At 67.5% G+C, this 21841-nt stretch carries 15 protein-coding genes and 2 pseudogenes; 3 read left to right on the top strand and 14 right to left on the bottom strand.

All coding sequences use genetic code 11. The features are described 5' to 3' along the window. Position 1 precedes the first annotated feature (1 nt). Positions 2–3652 (bottom strand): YhgE/Pip domain-containing protein, encoded by a 3651-nt coding sequence (locus tag EDD41_RS16850; protein WP_170165307.1) that lies wholly within the window; start codon positions 3650–3652, stop codon positions 2–4. 630 nt (positions 3653–4282) lie between these two features. Here EDD41_RS16850 and EDD41_RS09410 point away from each other — a divergent pair. The 3 genes from EDD41_RS09410 (at position 4283) to EDD41_RS09420 (ending at position 7981) form a co-directional block, all read left to right on the top strand. Continuing rightward, entirely contained in the window at positions 4283–5494 is a 1212-nt protein-coding gene (locus EDD41_RS09410; RefSeq protein ID WP_123576982.1) for a glycosyltransferase family 4 protein, read from the top strand. Between the two features lie 125 nt (positions 5495–5619). Next, complete coding sequence (locus EDD41_RS09415; RefSeq protein ID WP_342769284.1) at positions 5620–6963, top strand: sugar transferase; 1344 nt, start codon at positions 5620–5622, stop codon at positions 6961–6963. Positions 6964–6973: 10 nt separating this feature from the next. Continuing rightward, positions 6974–7981 carry a LacI family DNA-binding transcriptional regulator gene (locus EDD41_RS09420; RefSeq protein WP_123575717.1) on the top strand — a complete coding sequence of 336 codons (1008 nt, stop codon included), beginning with the start codon at positions 6974–6976 and terminating at the stop codon, positions 7979–7981. 2 nt (positions 7982–7983) lie between these two features. Here the strand turns inward: EDD41_RS09420 and EDD41_RS09425 are convergent, their stop codons facing one another. The 13 genes and pseudogenes from EDD41_RS09425 to EDD41_RS18180 all read right to left on the bottom strand — a co-directional run. After that, a complete protein-coding gene (locus EDD41_RS09425) occupies positions 7984–9219 on the bottom strand; it encodes a glycoside hydrolase family 32 protein (RefSeq protein ID WP_123575718.1) in 1236 nt (411 codons plus the stop codon). Then, the gene (locus tag EDD41_RS09430; protein ID WP_123575719.1) at positions 9219–10079 is read right to left on the bottom strand and encodes a carbohydrate ABC transporter permease; all 861 of its coding nucleotides are present in this window, start codon (positions 10077–10079) and stop codon (positions 9219–9221) included. Before EDD41_RS09430 ends, EDD41_RS09425 begins: the two co-directional genes overlap by 1 nt. 10 nt (positions 10080–10089) lie before the next feature. After that, on the bottom strand, positions 10090–11034 hold the full coding sequence (locus EDD41_RS09435) for a carbohydrate ABC transporter permease (protein ID WP_245995602.1): 945 nt from the start codon (positions 11032–11034) through the stop codon (positions 10090–10092). After that, positions 11031–12410 carry an ABC transporter substrate-binding protein gene (locus EDD41_RS09440; protein ID WP_123575721.1) on the bottom strand — a complete coding sequence of 460 codons (1380 nt, stop codon included), beginning with the start codon at positions 12408–12410 and terminating at the stop codon, positions 11031–11033. The genes EDD41_RS09435 and EDD41_RS09440 overlap by 4 nt, the downstream gene beginning before the upstream one ends. 95 nt (positions 12411–12505) lie before the next feature. Beyond that, the gene (locus EDD41_RS09445) at positions 12506–13624 is read right to left on the bottom strand and encodes a glycosyltransferase (protein WP_245995603.1); all 1119 of its coding nucleotides are present in this window, start codon (positions 13622–13624) and stop codon (positions 12506–12508) included. Beyond that, complete coding sequence (wecB, locus tag EDD41_RS09450) at positions 13621–14715, bottom strand: non-hydrolyzing UDP-N-acetylglucosamine 2-epimerase (protein WP_123575723.1); 1095 nt, start codon at positions 14713–14715, stop codon at positions 13621–13623. The genes EDD41_RS09445 and wecB overlap by 4 nt, the downstream gene beginning before the upstream one ends. A 52-nt stretch (positions 14716–14767) precedes the next feature. After that, a complete protein-coding gene (locus EDD41_RS09455) occupies positions 14768–16195 on the bottom strand; it encodes an amino acid permease (RefSeq protein ID WP_123575724.1) in 1428 nt (475 codons plus the stop codon). 28 nt (positions 16196–16223) lie between these two features. After that, a complete protein-coding gene (locus tag EDD41_RS17525) occupies positions 16224–16682 on the bottom strand; it encodes a hypothetical protein (RefSeq protein ID WP_245995604.1) in 459 nt (152 codons plus the stop codon). A 91-nt stretch (positions 16683–16773) separates the two neighbouring features. Further along, positions 16774–17871: pseudogene (locus EDD41_RS18175) on the bottom strand (amino acid permease); the annotation flags it as partial. Positions 17872–17977: 106 nt separating this feature from the next. Beyond that, positions 17978–18763 carry a VOC family protein gene (locus tag EDD41_RS09465; protein ID WP_123576984.1) on the bottom strand — a complete coding sequence of 262 codons (786 nt, stop codon included), beginning with the start codon at positions 18761–18763 and terminating at the stop codon, positions 17978–17980. A gap of 203 nt (positions 18764–18966) precedes the next feature. Next, complete coding sequence (locus tag EDD41_RS09470; RefSeq protein WP_123575725.1) at positions 18967–20067, bottom strand: glycosyltransferase family 4 protein; 1101 nt, start codon at positions 20065–20067, stop codon at positions 18967–18969. Next, the gene (locus EDD41_RS09475; protein ID WP_123575726.1) at positions 20064–21368 is read right to left on the bottom strand and encodes a nucleotide sugar dehydrogenase; all 1305 of its coding nucleotides are present in this window, start codon (positions 21366–21368) and stop codon (positions 20064–20066) included. Before EDD41_RS09475 ends, EDD41_RS09470 begins: the two co-directional genes overlap by 4 nt. 87 nt (positions 21369–21455) lie before the next feature. Further along, a pseudogene (locus tag EDD41_RS18180) lies at positions 21456–21652 on the bottom strand (zinc-binding dehydrogenase); the annotation flags it as partial. Positions 21653–21841: the final 189 nt, after the last annotated feature.

Consider the following 21841-nt stretch of genomic DNA (forward strand, 5'->3'; position numbering starts at 1 on the left):
GTCACTCGTCCCGCACGGTGGGGACCCTCACGGGTTCCGGGTTGCGGTCCCGCAGGATCGCCAGGGCACTGAAGACCAGGCCCACTGCAAGCCACAACATCAGGGCCAGGAAGCTGGTGACGGTGCCGGGCGCTCCGGTCATCACGCCCCGCACGGTCTCGACGGCCGGTGTCAGCGGCGAGAGCAGCCGCAGGACCTCCATGGCCGGGGGGTAGGCCCGGGTGAGGATCGTCGCGCCGGCAACCAGGGCGCAGACCGCGGCCACCAGCCGGCCGAAGACCCGTAGGAAGGCCACCAGGCTGTGGTTGATGGCCGCGAAGGTCAGGCTGGCGATGACGAGTACTGCGGTGACTGCCGCCCAACGCCCCGCCGACATGTGAAGGGCAGCCTGTCCGACGGCGCTGACCGCCAGCGCCTGTGCGACGGCGGCCGTGGCGGCGGGCGCCATCTCCTGCACCAGCAGGGCACCGGGGCGGGCCGTCGAGGTGCGCACCTTGGTGCTGACCGGGTTGAGGGCGCTGTGCAGGGCCATCGCACCCGCCCACAGGGACAGCAGCATCAGCATGCTCACCCACCCGACATTGCGGAATTGCTGGCTCTGGGCCGTGTCGATCGGCTTGCCGACGACGTCGGTCAGGCGCTGGCGCTCCCCCATGTCATAGGTGGGCATGTCCGCCTTGGCAGTGGACACCTTGCGGGCCACGGTCTGGGTGCGGCGGGTCTGCTCCCTGGCGTCCTGGGCGACGGCGGTGGTGCTGCCGTTGACCAGACCGCTGGCCTGCTGCAGGCCACTGATCTGGCGCTGGAGCTCCGCACTGCGGCTGGCGGCGGTCTGCGCATCGGTGGCGGCCTGACCCGCCGCCGTCGACAGCTCGGCGATGGTCCGGTCCAGCGTCGCGGCGCGGGTGGCCAGACGGGTGGCATTGTCGCTGATGGCGCCGGTGTCCTCGCCCAGCGAGCTGGCCTGTCCCTGGAGGCCGGTCATCGTGGTGCCGAGACCGGTCATGCCGTCGTTGAGGATGCTCAGGCTGGTCTGCAGCTGCTTGACGACGTCGGCCTGGGCGAGAGCCGCGGTGGTCATGGCATCGGCGCCACCGGTGAGGTCCTTCGCGGCATCGGAGCCGGTACCCACCTCGGTGAGCGCCTCGCGGCTCCTCCCGGCGGTCTCTCCCAGTGAGCTGAGCTGCGCGGAGACGGTGCTGCTCGACTCATTGAGCTGCTCCAGCGCGGCGGTCACTTCGCGCGAGGCGAGCTCTGGCACGGCCGGGGTCTGGGAGGACGTCGGCGCCGGGACCGAGGGTCCGGAGCTGGAGGGCTCGGGGGACGACTGTGACGGACTTTCCTGCGGGGCACTGGGGTTCTGGGACGACGGCGGTGCCGTGACGGTGACGGTGGACGTGGGCCCCGGAGTGGTCTGCTGGCTGGGTGCGGGCTTCGTGACCGTCACCGTCGCGGTCGGAGCCGGGGTGGCTTCGTGGTCCGCCGACAGGTCCAGGGCAGCCAGACGGTCCGCCAGGCTGGTGAGGGTGGCCGCGAGCTGCTGGGTGCCGATCTGCAGGCCGTCGACCTGCTTGGCCGTCGCAGAGGTCTGTTCCACCACGACGTCGATCCGCGCGTTCACGGTGCTGGCTCGCAGCGCGGCCACCACCTTCGCCACGGCCTCGTTGTAGCCGGCCTCGTAGCCCGCCTTGCAGGCACGGACCGCGGCCTTGTCCGCGAAGGCCTGGCACGCGGCGGGCACGGAGCCGGCACCGACGCCGTTGTTCATCCGGACCTCGCCGGTGGGCAGCGCCTTCTCCAGGGAGTCGTAGGCGCCCTGGAGCTGCTGGGCCGCCGTACTGGTTGCTGCGGCCCGCACCTTGAGGGATTCCAGTTCCTTCACATCCGAGCCGAGCTGCCCGGCGGCCACCTTCAGTTCCTTGACCATCGCATCGCGTTGGGCGACGGGATCGACAGGCGCGGCTGGCTGCACCGCAGCCTGCTGCGCCGGGACGGCGGGGGCTGCGATGATCGCCTGCGCTCCGAGTGCTCCGGCACCCTGGACCAAGGCGGGCTGCGTGGTGGCGTTCTCGTTGGCCTGGGGCGCAGGCTCTTGTGTGCCTCGTGTGGCCGCCGCCTGGGGCTGGGCCGTGGCCGGCTCCGGCGCGACGTTGCTCTGCTGGGCCGGCTGCTGCGGGCTGGCCGGTTGCGCCGTCTCACTGGTGGGCGCGGGAGCCGCTGTCGCGGTGGCTTCGGGTGCGGGAGCCGCTGTCGCGGGGGCTTCGGGTGCGGGGGCTTCGGGTGCGGGAGCCGCTGTCGCGGTGGCTTCGGGTGCGGGGGCTTCGGGGCTCACGGCAGTGGTCTGCGACGCAGGGCCCGATGGGGCCGGCTGTGCGGACTGAGCGGACTGGGCTGGCGCGGCCGCCTCCCGGCTCGAGATGGCCCGGGGGAGTCCACCCTGGCCCGTGGCCTGCTGCCCTGTGCCCTGTTGCCCCGTCGCCGCCCCGGCCAGACGCTTCGAGGCGGGAACCGACTGCTCGGTGATGGTGCGGCCCGTGGTCTTCTGGACGGCGGTGGTCACCACCTGCACATTCTTCACGTAGCTGTCCAGGGACTTCTGGATCTCCACCAACTGCTGCTGCAGCTCCGCCTGCTGGCTCGCGGCGGCGCCCATCTGACCGGTGTACTTCTTTGCTGCCTCCCGGTTGGCGGCAGCCGCCCTGGCCATCGCAGCCGAGGAGTCAGCCGTCTGCTTGCCCTGCTTCCCGGCGGCCTTGGCCTGGGCTGCCGCGGTCTCCGATGAGGTCTTCGCCTTGTCCGCGGCTGCCTGGACGCCCTTGGCCTTGGCCGCGGTGTCCTTGATGGCGGCCTCGGCCCGGGCGGCGACCTCGGCATCCGCAGGAGATGTGGTGGCCCGGGAACCGGCAGCGTCCAGGCTCGCCGCGCTGCTCGCGGCCTTGCTCGAACCCGCGGCCGCCTCGTCGGCGCTGCGGGAACTCGCCACGGCCTGACGGTCGAGCTCCGCGGAGGCGCGCTGCGCGTCGCCGGCCTGGCGCTGCAGCTCGCCCGAGGCCAGATAGGCCTCCTGGGCAGCCGTCGAGGCATCCCCCAGGGTGGCTCCGACTCGTGTGGAGGCGACGAAGATGTTGTCCAGGTACTTGCGGCTGACCGAGCTGGACAGAGAACGCGTGGCGGCATCGGAGAGTTGCCCGAAGACCACGTGGTCATTCACGCCGGAGACCGGGGACTGCTCGACGACGAGGGTCGCACGGTCCTGCGAACCGGCATCGCTGGTGCCGGTCAGGACGCGGGAGAAGCCACTGGGGATCACCACTGACGCCGAGTAACGGCCCGAGGCGAGCCCTTCCTGGGCGTCGGCGACGGAGACGCCATAACGCCAGGTGAAGCTGGGGCCGTCCTGGGCCTTGAGCGCAAGGGCGTACTCCTGACCCAACTGCATGCGGTCACCGCCGACGCTGGCACCCTCGTCGAGGTTCACGATCGCCGCCTCGGAGCGACTCAGCCGGCCCTCGGCGCCGGAACTGACCCACAGTGCACCCGAGGCCATCAGCACGGGCAGCAGGACCATGCCCACCAGGCTCATCAGCTGGCGGCGCAGGATGCTCCGGCCCTTGCCCACGCCGTCGCCGGAGGGGTTGGTGGAAGGACTCATCCACGCACCTCCATTCCGTCATGACTCCCCCACGGGCACGTCATATGGCGCATTCCCTTGCCCGGCTGAAAAATGTGCCATCCGAAAGGTGATTGGTCCAGCTGCCCACCGTCGAGATCCGGACAGCAACGGCAGTCCAGGTGCGCACTGACCCACGGCGAGGCCCAGGGCCTGACCGCCTGGGACGCTGCCTGCCGGCGTGCGCACTTCACATGGGTTCCCGTCATCCACTCAGACCCATGGCCTGCCACCAAGAGCAGACCGCGGACCACAACTTCTCAAGGCTACCGGCCCCGCCGACGTTCCATCCGCCCCAGTGAGGGCCGAATGAGAGTCCCAGATACCCAGATCTACTCCCACCACGATGCCCCACGCGCGCGTGCCCGTACGGACGCCTTCAGGCAATGCACAGTCGACACGAACACCGCGCGGGCCCACCGGATCCAAATTCCCAAGCCAGAAGGATTTCCATGCTGATCAGATGACCAACCCCTTCAGCTGACGATCAGCTTCGGGGAGGCTCGAAGCCTCTGACGGGCCACCACCAGACATCCCGAGCCGCGGCCATCACCCCCGATAGACTGTTGGCCTTGCAGCATGCAGGAAGACGCGAGGATGAAGGGACCGTCCATGGACCAGCTTGACCAGAACACCCCCCAGGGCAAGCGCCGGGCGCTGGCGATCAACCAGTACGCCTTCCCCCGCGAGTACGGTGGCATCACCCGCACCTTCGACATGTTCGACCGCCTCAAGGGCTGGGACTTCCGCATCATCTCCAGCAAGCGGCACCACACCACCGGTGAGGTGATGAGCTCCGTGGACCGGCGCTTCAACCTGGTCCCGGTCCCGGCCTATGCAGGCAATGGTGGCAAGCGCATCCTCGGCTGGGGTGTCTTCGCCGCCGAGGCCTTCGCCACCGGCCTTGGCAAGACCTGCGATCTGGTCTTCGCCTCCTCCCCCCAGCTGTTGGCTCCCGTCGCGGGTCTGGCACTGGCCAAGGTGCGCCGCAAGCCCTTCGTCATGGAGGTGCGCGACCTGTGGCCCGAGAGCCTGGTCAGCGGAGGTTCCCTCAAGGAGGGCAGCCCCCTGCACAAGGCCTTGGTGGCCGTCGAACGCACCCTGTACAAGAACGCCGAACAGATCATCGTCGTCACCGACGGCTGGGAGGACCACTTCGCAAGGCTGGGGATCGACGTCGCCAAGCTGAACGTCGTGGGCAATGGCGCCGACCTGGCCGAGTTCGACATTCCCCAGACCAAGGAGGAGCTGCGCCAGGAACTGGGGTTCACGCGTTTCACGGCCATCTTCAGCGGGAACCACTCCAGCTATGTCGGACTGGACCTCATCCTGGAGGCAGCGGAGAAGCTGCCCGACGTCGACTTCTTCCTGATCGGCTCCGGATCCAACAAGCAGTGGGCCGTCGACGAGGTGACCCACCGCAAGCTCACCAATGTCCGTTTCCATGACCAGGTGGACAAGGCGGGGCTGGTGCGGCTGCTCAAGGCCGGCGACGTCGGCCTGCACACCGTGAGCCCGCAGAGCGTCTTCAACAAGGGCATGAGCCCGAACAAGCTGTACGACTACATGGCCTCCGGCCTGGCCGTGGTGTCCAATGCCAAGCAGCCGCTGCGCAAGGTGATCACCGATGACGAGGTGGGTGCCGTGGTGGAGCCCCTGGACCTGGCCGAGGGCATCGCCCGGGTGCGTGACGCGGACCCGGCCACCATGGAGCGTTGGCATGCCCGTGCGCGCCAACTGATGACCGATCGCTTCAGCCTGGAGGCCAGCGCCGCCAAGCTGGAGGCGGCCTTGGACAAGGCCATCGCCTCCTACCGGGCCTGAACCGGTTCGCGCACGTAGACTGACGTGCGATCCCGCGGGCCTTGACGATGCCCGCGATCCCCACGGCAGATGACGGAAGGACGTTCGTGGCCCGCAAGGACAACTTCGCCAAGGCGGAGAAGCTGATGATGGTGCTTGCTGACGCCGTCGCCTTCACCGCCTGCCTCTTCCTGTCGGTGTGGTTGCGGTTCGGAGGCGGCTTCCCCAAGCGCAACATGGCCGACATCTCCAGCGCCTTCGGCTGGGCGCTGCTGGGCTTCGTGGTGGTGAGCGTCTTTTCCGGCGTCTATGTCCTCTACAACAAGACCAAGCTCGACCTGGTGATCATCACCCTGATCGACCAGATCATCGTCACGGCACTGATCGCGGCGGCGACCTTCGCGGGCAGCTGGTTCGCCTTCCCGCGCGGTGTGATCGTCATCAACCTGCTGATCAGCTTCGTCGCGCTCTCCCTGGTGCGGGTCCTGGTCTACGGCATCTACCGCAAGGTGCGTGGCAACAACCGGGTGATGTGCCTGACGGTCCCGGACCACGAGTCCCGCGCGGTGCGCAACTTCCTGTCCAACCGCAGCCCCCGCCACCAGCTCACCCACGTCGTCGACGGCAACTACGTGACGCATCTGCGCGATCACCTCGACGAGTACGACTCCGTCCATGTCAGTGACCAGATCGACGACGACACGCGTCGCGATGTCTACGACTACCTGCTGGAACAGAACAAGGAGATCTTCCTCACCGCGGACTTCCAGCGCCTCCTGATGATCAACCCGAACATCATGAGCATCGAGGACGAGTCGATCGTGCTGGTCAGCCCCTTCAGGATTCCCGGCGAGTACGACCTGCTCAAGCGCGTCGGAGACTTCCTGGTCGCGCTGGTGGGCCTGATCCTGGTCAGCCCCATCATGCTCATCACCGCACTGCTGGTGAAGCTCACCTCCCCAGGCCCCGTCTTCTACAAGCAGGTACGCATCACCAAGGACAACAAGGAATTCGAGATCCTCAAGTTCCGCTCGATGGCCGCCAATGCGGAGGCCACGTCGGGCCCAACCCTGGCCACCAGCAATGACGCCCGCGTCACCCCGCTGGGCAAGTACCTGCGCAGCATGCGCATCGACGAGCTGCCGCAGCTGATCAATGTGCTGCGTGGCGACATGAGCCTGATCGGTCCCCGCCCGGAGCGTCCCTTCTTCGTGGAGCAGTTCACCCAGATCAACCCGCACTACCCGCTGCGCCACAATGTGCGCGCCGGCGTGACGGGCTATGCGCAGGTCTACGGCAAGTACGCCAGCGACTTCCAGGCCAAGCTGAACTTCGACCTGCTCTACATCAAGACCTATTCGCCGATGCTCGACCTCAAGATCGGGCTGCAGACGGTGAAGATCCTGTTCGACAAGGTTTCCAGCCAGGGCGCCGAGGAGGAGGGCAGCCAGGAGCTGTTGCTGCCCCCCGGCACCGCCGTACTGCACTGAGGTGGCAGCCATGGCACGACGTGTCACGTCGCATGACGTGGCCGCCCTGGCGGGCGTCTCCCGCAGCGCCGTCTCGCTCGTGCTGAACGGGCGCGCCGAAGGGGTCATCTCGGCCGAGAACCAGGCCGCAGTGCGCGCCGCCGCCAAGGAACTGGGCTACCGACCCAATGGCATTGCCCGGAGTCTGCGCAATGCCGCCACCCACACCATCGGGGTGATCACCGACTCGATCGCCTCCGGTACCTACGGCGGCGCCATGATCTCCGGAGCCACCGACGTGGCCGCTCGCAAGGGCTACCTGCTGCTGGCCATCGACTCCCATCAGGACCGCGAGCTGGAGGTGGAGGCCGTCGACATGCTGAGGGCCCGGCAGTGCGATGCCCTGCTCTTCGCGGCAGAGGGGCTGCACTCCTGGCAGCCGCCGGAGTCCTTCCTTGCCGAGAAGTGCCTGCTGCTCAATGCCTTCGATCCGCAGGGCCGGGTAGCGGGCGTCGTCGGTGACGAGGAGGTTGGTGGAAGGCGGGCCACCGAACTCCTGCTGGAGGCCGGCCACCGCCGGATCACCTACCTGACGGGCACCGACGAGGTCATCGCCAATGGGCGTCGCATCACCGGCCACCGGGAGGCCATCGAGCGCTCGGGCGCGCACTCCACCCTGGTGCCGTGTGGTTGGGAGATCGACGCCGGGCTGGAGACGGGAACGCGTGTCCTCGACGTCGCCGAGCCGCCCACCGCCATCATGTGCGCCAATGACCGCGTGGCCGCCGGGGTCTTCCTGGCCGCCGCCCGGCTGGGCCTGAGGATTCCCGAGGACCTGTCGGTGGTTGGCTATGACGACGATCCGAACGTGGCGCCCCAGCTGGGCTTGAGCACGGTGCTCCTCCCCCACCGGGCCATGGGAGAACGGGCCGCCTCGTTGCTGCTGGAGGCCCTGGACGGCAAGGAACTGCCCACCGGGGAGATCCCGGTGGACAGTCCGATGGTCCGACGCGAGTCGGTCGCCGCGCCGCGTTCCTGAGCTCAGCCCAGACGGCGGACCCGGACGCCGTCGGCCTCGACGCGCCACACGGAACCCGTGGTCGGGTAGATCCTGGTGGTGAAGGCGGCGCCGTCGGTGAAGACCTCGACAAGGCTGCCGTCCACCACCACGGTGCTCGCACCGGCAAACTCCACGGCATCGGGTCCCTCGGCGTCGGAACAGACCAGGCGCCCGGGCCCAGTGGTCGTGACCACCCTGGCTCCCTCACCCGCCGACCAGCCGTCCGATGGCTCGTCGGTGAGCGCCGCCAAGACCTCCGGCGCCGGCTCGCTGACCAGTCGCCCGTCGCGAAGGTGCAGTTCGCGAGCGGTGGTGAGCACACCAGCCCAGCCGTGCTGGTCGAGCCAGGCCTCGTCGCGGTCGAGTTCCCAGGACCAACCCCACATCAAGACGCGGGGATCTCCTGCGTGGTCCACGTCGGGCAGCAGTTGTGGTGCGTAGAAGGCCGGGCCCTCGTCCACCACACCGCCGTCGCGAGCGGTGAAGCGGGGCACCCCGCCGGCCAGCGCGATGTCGCCCACCAGCCAGCGAACCCCGGACAGCTCACCCTGGACGCCGTTGTGGCGCCACAGGCTCAGGACGAGGACCCACTGCCCGTCCACCTGCACCAGGTTGGGGCACTCCCAGATGTCGGCCGCCGCGTGTTCTGCGGCTACCGGGTCCGTCATCTCGAGCAAGGGGCCGAGCAGCTTCCAGTCCGTCAGGTCCGTCGCGTCGTAGACCAGGACCTGCGCGGCGACGCCGAGGCCTCCGTGGCCCTGCACGATGTAGCGACGGTCCTCGATCCAGACGACGAAGGGATCCCGGGTCTCCGCCACCGCGGCCCCCACCCGAGGAGCGCTGGGTGTCTCGGCCTGCTGCCAGCGGAGCAGGTCATCCGTGCCGGTGGCGATCGCCCCCACCGCATCGGCGGGGTTGGTTGCCACCGCCGTGTAGCAGAAGGTGGGTGTCCCGGCATCGTTGGTGAAGCAGCCGCTCCAGCAACCCACCTCGTCGAGCTGGCCGGGCCGGGGGCGCAGCGCCACCGTCTCCTCCCGCCAGCTCACCAGGTCCTCGGAGCTGGCGTGTCCCCAGTGGATCTGGCCGTGACGGGGCTCGTCGGGGTTGAACTGGTAGAAGACGTGCCAGCGGCCATTCCAGCGGCACACTCCATTGGGGTCATTGACCCACCCCTTGGCAGGGCGAACATGACACACGGGCAGACAGGGATCACACATCACTTCACACTTCCTGCGGTGAGGCCTTCGCGCAGCGGTCGCTGCCCGAAGACGAAGACGACAAGGGCGGGAATCATGGACAGGACGACGCCGGCCAACACGGTGCTCATGCTTCCGGTGCCCAACTGACCCTGCAGGCTCACCAGGCCCAGCGGCAGGGTGAAGTTCTCGGAGCTGATCGTCATGATCAGCGGCCGGAAGAACTCATTCCAGATGGCGTTGAAGGCCAGGATGCCGACGATCGCCAGGCCGGGCGTGCTGAGCGGCAGGTAGACCTTCCAGAAGACCTGCCACGGGGTGGCACCGTCGATCTGCGCGGCCTCGGCCAGGCTGTCCGGGATGCCCAGGAAGTACTGGCGCATCAGGAAGGTGCCGAAGGCCGTGGGGATGGCAGGCAGGATCAGGGCGAGCAGCGTGTCCGACAGCCCCATACCCCGGATCAGCATGAAGACCGGGACGATGGTGACCTGCATCGGCACCATCATCGTCGCCAGGATCACGGCGAACAGGGCGTTGCGGCCACGAAAGCGCAGCCGTGCAAAGGCATAGCCGGCCAGTGCCGCGGTGAACATCTGGCCGACGGCGCACAGGGCCGTGACCAGGATCGAGTTCCAGAACAGGCGCATCATGTTCACCTTGGCGAAGGCGTCGCTGAAGGCCGCGAAGCTGAGGGTGCGACGGCCGGCCTCGTCGGTGGGGGTGAAGGCCACCCACAGGGTCCACACGACGGGACCAAGCGTCAGGAAGAGGGCCACCAACAGGACGAGGATCCGTCCAGCCAGCGGGGCAAGGTTGCCGCGTCGCGAGCGCCGAGCAGGGGTCCCCGTCAGGTCAGGGGCAGTGGTTGTTGCAGTGGACATGTCAGGCCCCTCACATGTAGAAGACGAAACGCTTGGACAGGCGGAACTGCAGCCAGGTGACCAACATGATGATCAGCATCAGCACCAGGCCGATGGCGGCAGCGAGGCCGAACTGCAGTTCTTGGAAGGCCGACTGGTAGATCACCATGACGGCGGTGCGGGTGGAGTCCCCGGGGCCGCCCTTGGTGAGCACATAGGGCTGGTCGAAGATCTGCAGCGCGGAGATGATGGCCATCACGGTGGCAACCAGCATGGTGGGACTGACCAAGGGCATCGTGATCTGCCAGAAGCGCTTCATGGGCGAGGCTCCGTCGATGTCGCTGGCTTCGTAGATGTCCTGCGGGATGGATGCCAGACCACCGATGAAGAGCAGGAAGGTGAAGCCGAAGTTCTGCCACACGTAGACCAGGACGGTGACCACCATGGCGCCCGTGGTGCTGGTGAGCCAGTGGACCGGGCTCATCCCCAACAGCCCGAGCAGCTTGTTGATGGTGCCGAAGTCCTCGTTGAACAGGTAGCTCATGATCAACGAGACCGAGGCGGCCGAGAGGATCAACGGGAAGAAGAAGACAGAGCGGAAGAAGGAGCGCAGCCAGCCCGGCATCTTGGACTGCACCAGGACGGCCAGCGTCATGGCGACGGCGATCTGCAGCGTGACGGCGATGAGCACGAAGCCGAAGGTGTTGAGGAAGCTGACCCGGATGGTGGGCGAGCTGGCCAGGGTCTGGAAGTTCTTGACGCCGACGAACTTCGGTGTGGAGATGATGTCCCAGTCGAAGAAGGCCAGCACGATGGATCCGATGATGGGCACCAGGGTGAACAGGGTGATGCCGATGACCGTGGGGGCCAGCAGCAGGGCGGCCAGCTTGCCCTCGCCACGGCGCCCCGGGGCCGCGGGGATGCTGGGAACGGGGGTCTCGGCCGCAGCGGCGGGATTCACGGGGACGCCCATCATGACTCCTTCATGGCGAGTTCGAGGTCACGCTGGAGCGTCGCCAGCGCACGCTTCACATTGGACCGGGAGCCGGTGACGGCGCCCAGCACGTTCTTGATCAGGGCGGTCTCCACTGCGGCCTCCTGCGGCGGGGCGGGCACCGGTGCCGTCGTCGGGTACCTGTCGAGGGTCTCGTAGAAGACCTTCCAGTGGGCGGGGCCCGTGTCCTTGTAGAGCTTGGTGTTGTGCGAGCGGCGGGCGCTGTTCGAGTCGGGATTCTTTTGCGCGATGCCCATCCCTTGGTTGCTGACGCAGAACTTCAGCCACTCCCAGGCGGCGTCCTTGCGCTTGGAGGCACGCATGATCGCGTACCCGGCGGTGCCGAACTGGTGCTGCTGGGTGCGGCGCTTGGGGAAGAAGGCGACGTCATAGTCGTCGCGCTTCATGCCCGCTTGGTTGAGCCCGTGTACCCAGTAGCCACCCGACGGGGTCATCCCAATCACGCCGGAACCGAAGCGGCTGACCAGTTCATTGCCACCACCCTGCACCGGCGAGGACCCGAGGTTCTCTGCCACCAGCTCCTGCAGGAATTCGAAGGACTCCAGCACCTTGGGGTCGTCGGCATTGGGTTCGGCCCAGCGGTAGCCACCGCTGCGCCCCTTCTCCCCCGGGTAGAACTGCTGCCAAAGCCATTCGCCTCCGGCGTAGCGGCTCGGCTTCAGGAAGGAGGTGTCATTGCTGTAGAGCCACGGCACCACGCCACCCCACAGGCGATTGGTCCAGAAGAAGGGCCGGAAGGTTCCCGTCGACGCCTTGCGCATCTGGCGCAGGTGTCCCTGGAAGTCGCCCCAGGTCCAGTCCTCGCGGGGATAGTCCAGCCCGGCCCGCTCCATGGCCTTGGACGAGAAGTACATGTTGGCGGCATTCCAGCTCAACGGCAGCTGAAAGAGGTTTCCCTGGTACATGAAGGCCTCGATCAGCGAGGGGTGCACGTCCTCGAAGAACTCGCGCATCTCCTCCTTGTCCCGCATCACGAACTCGTCGAGTGGGTGGGCGAGTCGTTCCGCGAAGAGCTGGGTCCCCTCCGTGGCAACCATCACCACGTCGGGCGGTGTCCCGGCCGCCACCAGGGTGAGGATCTTGGCGAAGAAGTCGCTCCAGTCCGCGCCCTGGATGGGCACGATGCGGACCTTGATGTCAGGGTGGAGGGCACTGAAGGCGTCGATCAGGCCCTGGTTGGCCGCGGCGTCCTGCGCCGTTCCGTTGATGGCGATGTTCAGCTGGTCGGCGCCGCGGCCGGGGATGTCGAGGCCGGTGAGCCTCTTCCAGGACAGGGCGGTCCCGGCCGCGCCCAAGCCGGCTGCACCGAGCACTGCCCGGCGTGTGATGTCAGTCATGTCTGGCTCCTCATTGAGTACCTAACACGTGTTAGGTTACGTCAGCATGCCGCCCACACGCAATGGGGGTCCAGACTTTCTCGCCGGTGCGCTGGTCAGGCGGTGAGCAGGCGCTCCACCAGCGCGACGAGCTTGACGGACTCCGCCTCGAAACCGAAGCCGTCCTCCACCGCCCTGCGCCCGTTGCCGCCGAGGACCGCACACCGCTCGGGGTCATCCAGCAGCTCGCCCAGGGCGCGGGCGATGGCGCCCCGGTCGTCCGGGTCCACGAAGACCCCCGCGTCGAGGCCACCGAAGAGGTCACGCCAGTAGGCGAAGTCACTGGCCAGGAAGGGAACCCCACAGGCCATGTACTCGAAGACCTTGGTGGGCAGGGAGTGCTCGTAGTTCGGCAGGCGGCTGAGCAGGACCAGACCCACCTGTCCCTCACCGATGATCCCGGGCAGCTCCGCGGGTGGCACCAGACCCCGGTGCTCCACCCTGGGGCTGGAGGTCAGGCGTGACTCGTCCACCAAACAGCGCCCTGCCGTCACGAGCCGCGCGTCGGCCACCTCGACGGCATCCAGCATCCGCTCCAGGCCGCGTTCGACGCTGATGTCACCCGTGTAGACGACGGTGCGGTCCCCCGCCGCCCATTCACGGGCAGGGAAGTCCGCCGCCCAAGGCAGGTTCTTGACCACCACGACGGGCCGTTCGTCCCCGTCGCGCTGCGCGACGAAGGTGTCGGCGATCTCGTCGATCACCGTCACCACGGCGTCACAGCGCCGGTCCGCCATCTGCACCAGCCGCCCCGCGGCCGCCCTCGCCAGGTACTTGGCGACACCACGCAGGTAGGGCTTGGTCTCGATCTGCTTGACCAGGTCCTCGTGGGCGTCGTAGACGACGGGGATCCGGCGCCGACGGCCATAGGCAAGGGCCATCGGGATCAGCTCCGGATCATGGAAGTGCAGCAACTGCGGCCGGATGCGGTCCAGCGCCCGCCATGCCTCGGCCTGGGAAACCAGCAGCCTGGCGAAGCGGCCACGCCGCCTGATGGCGTGCACCTGCACCCCGTGGGTGACGCGGTCCTGCTCTGCCGAGACCACCAGATGGACCTCGAAACCCGCCTCGGACAGGGCTCGGCATTCCTTGTTCAGGATGCGGTTGTCCCAGGACTGGTGGACGGTGCTCAGGTGGGCAATCCTCCCGCGCACCCCAGCCGGATCCCCCTTCACGCCGTGGGGCCCACCAGGTTCCCTGCCGCGTCGACGCGGTAGGCCTGCAATGCCTTGGCGACCTCCTCGGCCGCGTGACCCGTGCCGTAGGGGGTACCACGATCGGAGGTGGGCCGCGGACGCACGGCCGTGGTGGCCACCCGGGTCAGGTCCGGATCAAGGATGTTCCAGCCACCCTCCAGCGTCTCCACCCACTCGGTCTCGGTACGCAGCGTGGTGCACGGAGCGCCCAGCAGGTAGGCCTCCTTCTGCAGGCCGCCCGAATCCGTGACGACGCCGACGGACTTCACGACGGCATTGACCATGTCCGGGTATGCCAGCGGGTCGACGGCCACCAGGTTGCCGGCCTGGATGTCCAGGCCGAACTCGGCGGCCTTGGCCCGCAGGCGGGGGTGCACCGGGAGGATGGTCTTGACCGGGAGCGACGCGAGGCTCTCCAGGATGGTCTTGAGGCGCGCCGGATCGTCGGTGTTGTCGGCGCGGTGGATGGTGGCGAGGATGAACTCGTCGCCGTCGTTTATTCCCTCGATGGCCACCGGACGGTCCTTGACGGCGTCGCGCACCTGGAAGCAGACGTCCACCATCACGTCGCCGACGAGCACTGCGCGCTCCTTGAGACCCTCCTCGGTCAGGTGCTGCACGGCCACCTCGGTGGGGGCCAGGCAGATGTCCGCGGCGTGGTCGGTCATCACCCGGTTGTGCTCCTCCGGCATCCGGCGGTTGAAGGAGCGCAGCCCGGCCTCGAGGTGGGCGGTGGGGATGTGCATCTTCACCGCGGCCAGGGTTCCGGCGATGGTGGAGTTGGTGTCGCCGTAGACCAGCACCCAGTCGGGCTCGAGCTCGGCGAAGGCTGCATCCATCTGGGCCAGCATGGAACCGGTCTGCGCGCCATGCGTGCCGGAACCCACCCCGAGGTGCACGTCGGGGTTCGGAATGCCGAGGTCGACGAAGAAGGCGTCGGACATGTTCACGTCGTAGTGCTGTCCGGTGTGCACGATCTTGTGGTCGATCCCGGCGGCCGCGAGTGCCTTCGCGACGGGGGCCAGCTTCACGAACTGGGGACGGGCTCCGACGATGCTGACGACGCGCATGGATCTCCTCTGGGGTGTAACGGCAGGTTCATCCTAGTGCCAAGGCGACGGCTCAGCGGGAGGCGAGCTCGTCGTCGAGGACGCTTCCCGCGGACCGCACACGCCGCGTCACCACGAGCCCCAGCGCCAGCAGCACCGCGACATAGGGCAGGCCGGCGGGCAGGGCGATCGACAGGCCCTTGATGGAGGCGAGCTTCACGAAACAGGCGACGATGACCACCAGCGCCAGCGCCGCCGGCACCACCCCGCCGATCATCCGGGCCGGGGAGTCCGGCAGCGCCAGCCGGGCGCGCGTGCGGCGGAAGACGATGAACAGCACGCACACCATCAGCCAGGTGAACAGGGTGCCGAAGACCAGGATGCCGAACAGGGCCATGAAGGCGTCATCGGGCCGGGTGATGGCCAGGACCGATGCGACGACCATGCCGAGCGTGGCCAGCGTGACGGCCAGACGGGGGGCACCCTGGCGCGAGGTCCGCGCGAAGACACGAGGGGCCAGGCCGTCGGAGGCCAGCGAGTGCAGCATCCGCGCGGAGCCGTAGAGGCAGCCATTGGCGGAGCTGAGAGCCGCAGTGATCAGGACGAAGTTCATCACGTCCGCGGCGTGCGGAACGTTGACCAGACTGAGCACCGTCACGAAGGGGCTCTCTGTGACACCACCCGAACCGGCGGCCGTCTTCTGCCAGGGCTGCAGGGTGACGACGATGGCCACCGCCCCGATGTAGAAGAGCACCAGGCGCAGGATCATGGCGCGGGCCGCGCGCGGGACGTCGCGCCCCGGGTTCGCACTCTCCGCCGCAGCGACGGAGACGCTCTCCACGCCGCCAAAGGAGAAGATGCCCATCACCGCGGCGGTGAGGATGCCGCCCAGACCGGCCGGCGCGAATCCGGCCCAACCCTTGCCCTGGGTCAGGTTCCCGGTGCCGATGGCCGCAGTGCCGGGCAGACCGAAGAAGATGAGCACCACACCAAGGGCGATGAAGAGCACCACCATGGCCACCTTGATGATGCTGAACCAGTACTCGGAATGGCCGTAGGCCTTCACCGTGGCCATGTTGATCAGGATGATCACCACGCTGGACAGCACGGTGCCCAGCCCAACCCCGAGCTGGGGCCACCACCAGGTGAGGTAGGTGCCGGTGGCCACCACCTCCGCCCCGACGGCGATGCACAGCACGATGGCGGCATTCCAGCGCATCAGCCAGCCACCCAGCGGGCCGAGGTAGCCATGGGCGATAGCGCCGAAGCCACCGGCGACGGGGTGCACCACGGTCATCTCCGCCAGGGCCCAGACCACCACCAGAGAGAGCAGGCCGGTCAGCGTGTAGGACAGGATCACGCCCGGACCGGCAACGCCGATCATCGAGCCGGAGCCCAGGAAGAGCCCGGTCCCCAGGGCCCCGGACAGGCCGATCATGGACACTTGTGCGCTGGTCAGGCCGCGCTGCAGACGAGTCTCGTCGGTGCTGGTGGACGACATGGTGGGTCCTGTCGGGTAAGGGATGGGATCAGTTGAGAGGAGCTGGGGGGATCTGGCCGTCGTTCGCGGCGGCCTGCATGCCGTGCACCCGCTCGATGCGGACCAGGGCGTGTTGCGACCGTGCGCGGGCCTCGGCATTGTCCGGCAGGGTGCCGGCCTGGGCGCGTTCGACCAGTTCGTCGTCGAGGACACTCGGGCCGAAGGCGCGCACCTTGATCCGGACCAAGAAGTACGCGACCGCCAGGAAGATGACGTAGGCCAGGCCATAGGGCAGGGCGAAGGACAGGCTCTTGATGAAGCCGATCGCCACGTAGATCGCGGCCATCAAGGCCAGCGCCACGAAGGCGGTCAGCTCGCCACCGAAGAGACGTGCGCTGGCCTTGGGCAGCCCCAGGCGGATCCGGCCTCGACGGAAACCGACATAGGTGACCATGATCAGGAACCAGGTGGTGAGCAGACCGAAGATCAGGATGCCGTAGAGGATCATGAAGGCGCTGTCCGGATACTTGATGGAGATGAAGGACGCCGAAGACCATGCCCAGCGCCGCCAGGGCCACCGCATAGCGGGGAGCGCCGTGGGCGGAGGTCCTGGCGACGAAGCGGGGTGCGAGCCGGTCCAGCGCCAAGGAGTGCAGCATGCGCGTCGACGCGTACAGGCAACCATTTCCGGCGCTCAGCGCGGCCGTGATCAGGATGAAGTTCATGATGCCGGCGGCGTGCGGCACGTTGACCAGACTCAGCACCTTCACGAAGGGGCTCTCGCTCACGGTGCCACCGCTGGCGGCCGAGAGCTTCCAGGGCTGCAGGGTGACGACGATGGCGATGGCACCGACGTAGAACAGCACCAGGCGCACGACCATGGCCTTGGCGGCGCGCGGGACGTCGCGCTCGGGGTTCTCACTCTCCGCCGCGGCCACGGCGACGTTCTCGGCGCCGCCGAAGCTGAAGACGGCCATCACGGCGCCCACCAGGATGCCCGAGATGCCATGGGGAGCGAAGCCCTTCCATCCCTGACCCCCGGTGAGGTTCCCCAGCCCGGTCTTCGGCTGGTGGGGCAGGCCGAAGAAGATCAGCACCAGACCCAGCGCGATGAAGACCACGACCATGGCCACCTTGACCATGCTGAACCAGTACTCGCTCTTGCCATAGACCTTCACGGTGGCGAGGTTGATGGCGACGATCAGCAGGGAGGCGAGCACCGTGCCCAGGCCGATGCTCATCCCCGGCCAGTAGTACTTGAGGTAGGTGCCGGTGGCCACCACCTCGACGCCGACGGCGATGCACATCACCACGGCGACATTCCAGCGCATGAACCAGCCGCCGATCGGGCCCAGATAGGCGTGGGCGGTGGCACCAAAGCCTCCGGCGACGGGGTGCACGACGGTCATCTCCGCCAGGGCCCAGATCACGGCCAGCGAGAGCAGGCCGGTGAGGGTGTAGCTGAGGATGACGCCGGGTCCCGCCTCGGCGATCATGGACCCCGATCCGAGGAAGAGTCCGGTACCCAATGCACCGGACAGCCCGATCATGGCCACCTGGCCGCTGGTCAGCCCCCGATGCAGGGCATTCTCATCGCTGTGGGCGTCGACGAGCTGAGCATCGGCCGGGATGGTGCTGGTTTCATGTGACACGAGGGCAAATGCTACCGCTCTCGTCTCACCATTCGGCACACTCATCCAAATCTTGGTTACGGTGGGATGTCCGGCCGCGAGATCTCTTGCCAGATGGCAGTTGGCCAACCCCACCCCAAGGGAGGTGTCCGACAGGTGGGATGGGCGCCCCTCAGAAGGAGGGCTTGATCACCTGGAACATGCCGCCCTGGGGGTCCGTGACGGTCGCGAGCCGTCCGAAGGGAGAGTCCATCGGGCCGTCCAGCAGCGTGCCGTCCAGCTCCTGGACCTTCGCCGCAGCGGCGTCACAGTCCTCCACGGCCAGGTACATCCGCCAGTAGCTGGGGACGCCGTCGGGCAGGAAGGTGGTGGCCTCGCAGATGCCCGCGGAAGCGGCGCTGCCCTCGCCATTGGTGGCATAGCGCGGCTGCCCCTCCGGAATCTGCCCCATCGGGGTGATGGTCCAGCCGAAGACCTCGGTGTAGAAGGCCGCGGCAGCGTCATAGTCCTTGCTCATGGTCTCGAACCAGACGGGGCTCCCGGGCTGGCCGGTGAAGTCGTAGCCCTCGAAGTCCTTGGGCTGCCACAGGCCCACCACCGCACCGTCCGCGGCGGTCACGACGGCCATCTTCCCCGCGTCGCCCACCTCCATGGCCGGCACCATCACGGACCCGCCGTGGGGCTCCACCTTGGCCAGCGCCGCGTCGATGTCCTCGACGCGCAGATAGATGGTCCAGCTGGTGGGGAACTGCGGCTCGTCGACCGGACCCTCCGGGGTCATCCTGGAGCTCATCGCGGCGCCGACTAAAGCGTCGCCCTGCTTGATCATCAGGTAGCCGCCGAAGTCGGGACCCTGGTCCAGGAAGTCCCAGCCGAACAGGGCGGTGTAGAAGGCCTTGGCGCCCTCCACGTCGTCGGTGCCGAGGTCCATCCAGGTGGGGCTGCCGGGCTGGGTCATGTCGTCCTCCAGGGAGATGCGACGCACCTGTTGCGTCAGGACCCAGAGTAGGGCCAGCCACTGACATTGTTGGCCCAACCGTAGGCATGAGCCGCCGCCACGGTAGAAGGAAGACCTTGGGCCCGTCCCCCGCAGAAGGAAGTCCCGCTGACAACGCCGCCGGGCCGCCCGACAGCGGGCGGCCCGGCGGTGTTCAGGCTTGTTCAGGAGGCCAGCAGCTGCCGGATGAAGGCCGCGAGACCCTCGGCCTCCTTCTCGAAGGCAAAGCGGGTCTCCACCGCCCTGCGCCCATTCCTGCCCAGCCTGTGGCGGAGCTCATCGTCCTTCACCAGGGTGCGGATGGCCTCGGCCACCTCGTCGACATCGTTCGGGTCCACGAACAGGCAGACATCCTGACCGTCCAGCAGCCGGCGCCAGTGCGCCATGTCAGACGCAACGAAGGGGATCCCGGCCGCCATGTACTCGAACATCTTGGTGGGCACGGACTCGGCATAGTGCGCCAGGTTCGGGAAGAGCACGGTGCCGATGGAACCGGTGGCCACCAGTGCGGGCACGTCGCGGGTCTCTACGACCCCGCGGTAGTCGATCCGAGGGTCGTCCTCCACGCTGTCCAGGAGCTCCTTGGTGGGCGCATCCGGCCAGCCGGCCAGCACAAGATGCGCCTCGGGGACCTGCTGCACCGCTCGCACGATCGTCTCGATGTAGCGGGGCTTCACCAGTCCGCCGGCGTAGATGACGCGGCCAGGGACCTCACTGGTTCCGTCGGGAACGCCATACTCCCGCACCCACGGGTAGTTCTCCACAACCTGGATGTGGTCATTGGCGAACTGCTTGCCGATCACGGGTGTGGCCGCGACGATCCCGTCGCAGAATCGCGAGGCGCTGTTCAGCAGGAAGCGGGCGTAGTTTCGTACGACCACCTTCATCACAGGATTGAGATAGCTCTTGTCGGCCACCTGGTCCACGAGGATCTCGTGGGAGTCGAAGACCAACTTGTTGCGGTGCAGGAGCTTCCATGCGATGCCCAGGGGAATCAGCTCCGGGTCGTGGATGTGCAGCAGGTCGGGCTTGACCTGCTGCAACTTGCGCCATGCGTTGACCTGCGCGAGGACCAGTCGCTGGGCGCGGCCCTTGACCCGCGGGAGCTCCACCATGTGCACCCCATCGACATCCTCGGTGCCCGCGTCGGTGGCAATGAGCGTCACGTCGAGGCCATCGGCGGCCAGGGCACAACACTCCTTGTTGAAGATGCGGTTGTCCCGCGGCCGGTGGACGGTGGTGAGATGCGCGATTCGCTGGGTCATGCCGAGGTCTCGCCGTCGCCGATCACGAAGCGCTTGACGCCTTCCCACTTGCTGGCGTCGGTGCAGTTGCGGCCGTCGACCAGCACCTGCACGCCGGGGAAGGCGTCCTTGCCGACGCTGCTGAACTCGGGGTGGTTGGCCTGCACGATCACGGCATCCACCTGGTCACCCTCGGTGTAGGGGTTCAGGTTGAGCTTGGCCAGCTCATCGGCGGTGTACATCGGATCGGACACGGTGGCCACCGCGCCACGGGCGCTGAGCACCTGGAAGGTGGGGAAGACACCGCTGAAGGCGGTCTCCTTGACCTTGCCACGGTAGGAGGCACCCAGGATGAGGACCTTCTTGCCCTCCAGACCACCCAGCGCACCCTCCACCAGGGTCACGGCGTGCTCCGGCATGGTCATGTTCGCCTCACGCGCGGTCCGCACGATCGTCGCATCCGGATCCGTGTAGAGGTACAGGCGCGGGTAGACCGGGATGCAGTGCCCACCCACGGCGATACCGGGCAGGTGGATGTGGCTGTAGGGCTGCGAGTTGCTGGCCTTGATCACCTTGAAGACGTCGATGCCATTCTTCTCGGCGAACTTGCCGAACTGGTTGGCCAGGCCGATGTTGACGTCACGGTAGGTGGTCTCGGCGAGCTTGGCCATCTCGGCGGCCTCGGCGGTGCCCAGGTCCCAGACACCATTGGGGGTGTCGAGGTCGGGACGCTCGTCGAAGTCGAGGACCTGCTCGTAGAAGTCGATGGCCTTCTGGGTGCCCTCCGGGCTCAGGCCGCCGACCAGCTTGGGGTACTTGCGCAGGTCGGCGAAGACGCGACCGGTCAGCACACGCTCGGGGCTGAAGACCAGGTGGAAGTCGGTGCCCTCGCTCAGGCCCGACAGTTCCTCGATCATCGGCTTCCACCGGTTGCGGGTGGTGCCGACGGGCAGGGTGGTCTCGTACGAGATCAGCGTGCCAGGGGTCAGGTGCTCGGAGAAGGAGCGGGTGGCGTCCTCCATCCACGCGAAGTCGGGCTGCCAGGTCTCGTCGTTGACGAACAGCGGGACCACGATCACGATCGCGTCGATGCCGGGGATGGCCTCGGAGTAGTCCGTGGTGGCCTTCAGCTTGCCAGCGGGCACCAGCTCGTTGAGCTTCTCCTCCAGGTGGGCCTCGCCCGGGAAGGGCTCGTGGCCGGAATTGATGACATCGACAACCCTCTGCTGCACGTCGACACCGAAGACCTCATGGCCCTTGGACGCGAACTGGACGGCGAGCGGAAGGCCAATCTTGCCCATCCCGATGACAGCGATCTTCATGGAGGTCCTTTCATGTGACGCGGGGGCGCGCCGGAAGTCTTCAGCGAGTCTACCGGCGCACCACGAGCATCACGGTAATGACGTGCGTCATGGCTGGACGAGGATAAGGATCGGCTTTCCCTCCCGCGTACGCAGCATCTCGATGCCCCGCTCCACCTCGGCCAGGGGCACCAGGCGGTGATCGACTCCGAGAGGTCGAGGCGGTCATGGGCGACCAGCTCCGCGAGCATGGCGATGTCCTGCACCTGGTAGCCCAGGTGGCCGATCACGTGCTTGCGTCGCAGTCCCATCTCCATGAAGGTCCCCACCGACTCTCGACATAGAATCGTTCTGCGAGCATCGTCATGGGCGTGGCATTCTCCAGGGGAATCGCCATGGCCCGTTTCTACTGGCTCGACGGGTCAGGGATCCGGCCGCGGCAGACGAAGGGCCCGCCGGACTGCTCCGACGAGCCCACCCCCTCGACAAGCTCG

The sequence above is a fragment of the Luteococcus japonicus genome (assembly GCF_003752415.1).
Classification (GTDB): domain Bacteria; phylum Actinomycetota; class Actinomycetes; order Propionibacteriales; family Propionibacteriaceae; genus Luteococcus; species Luteococcus japonicus.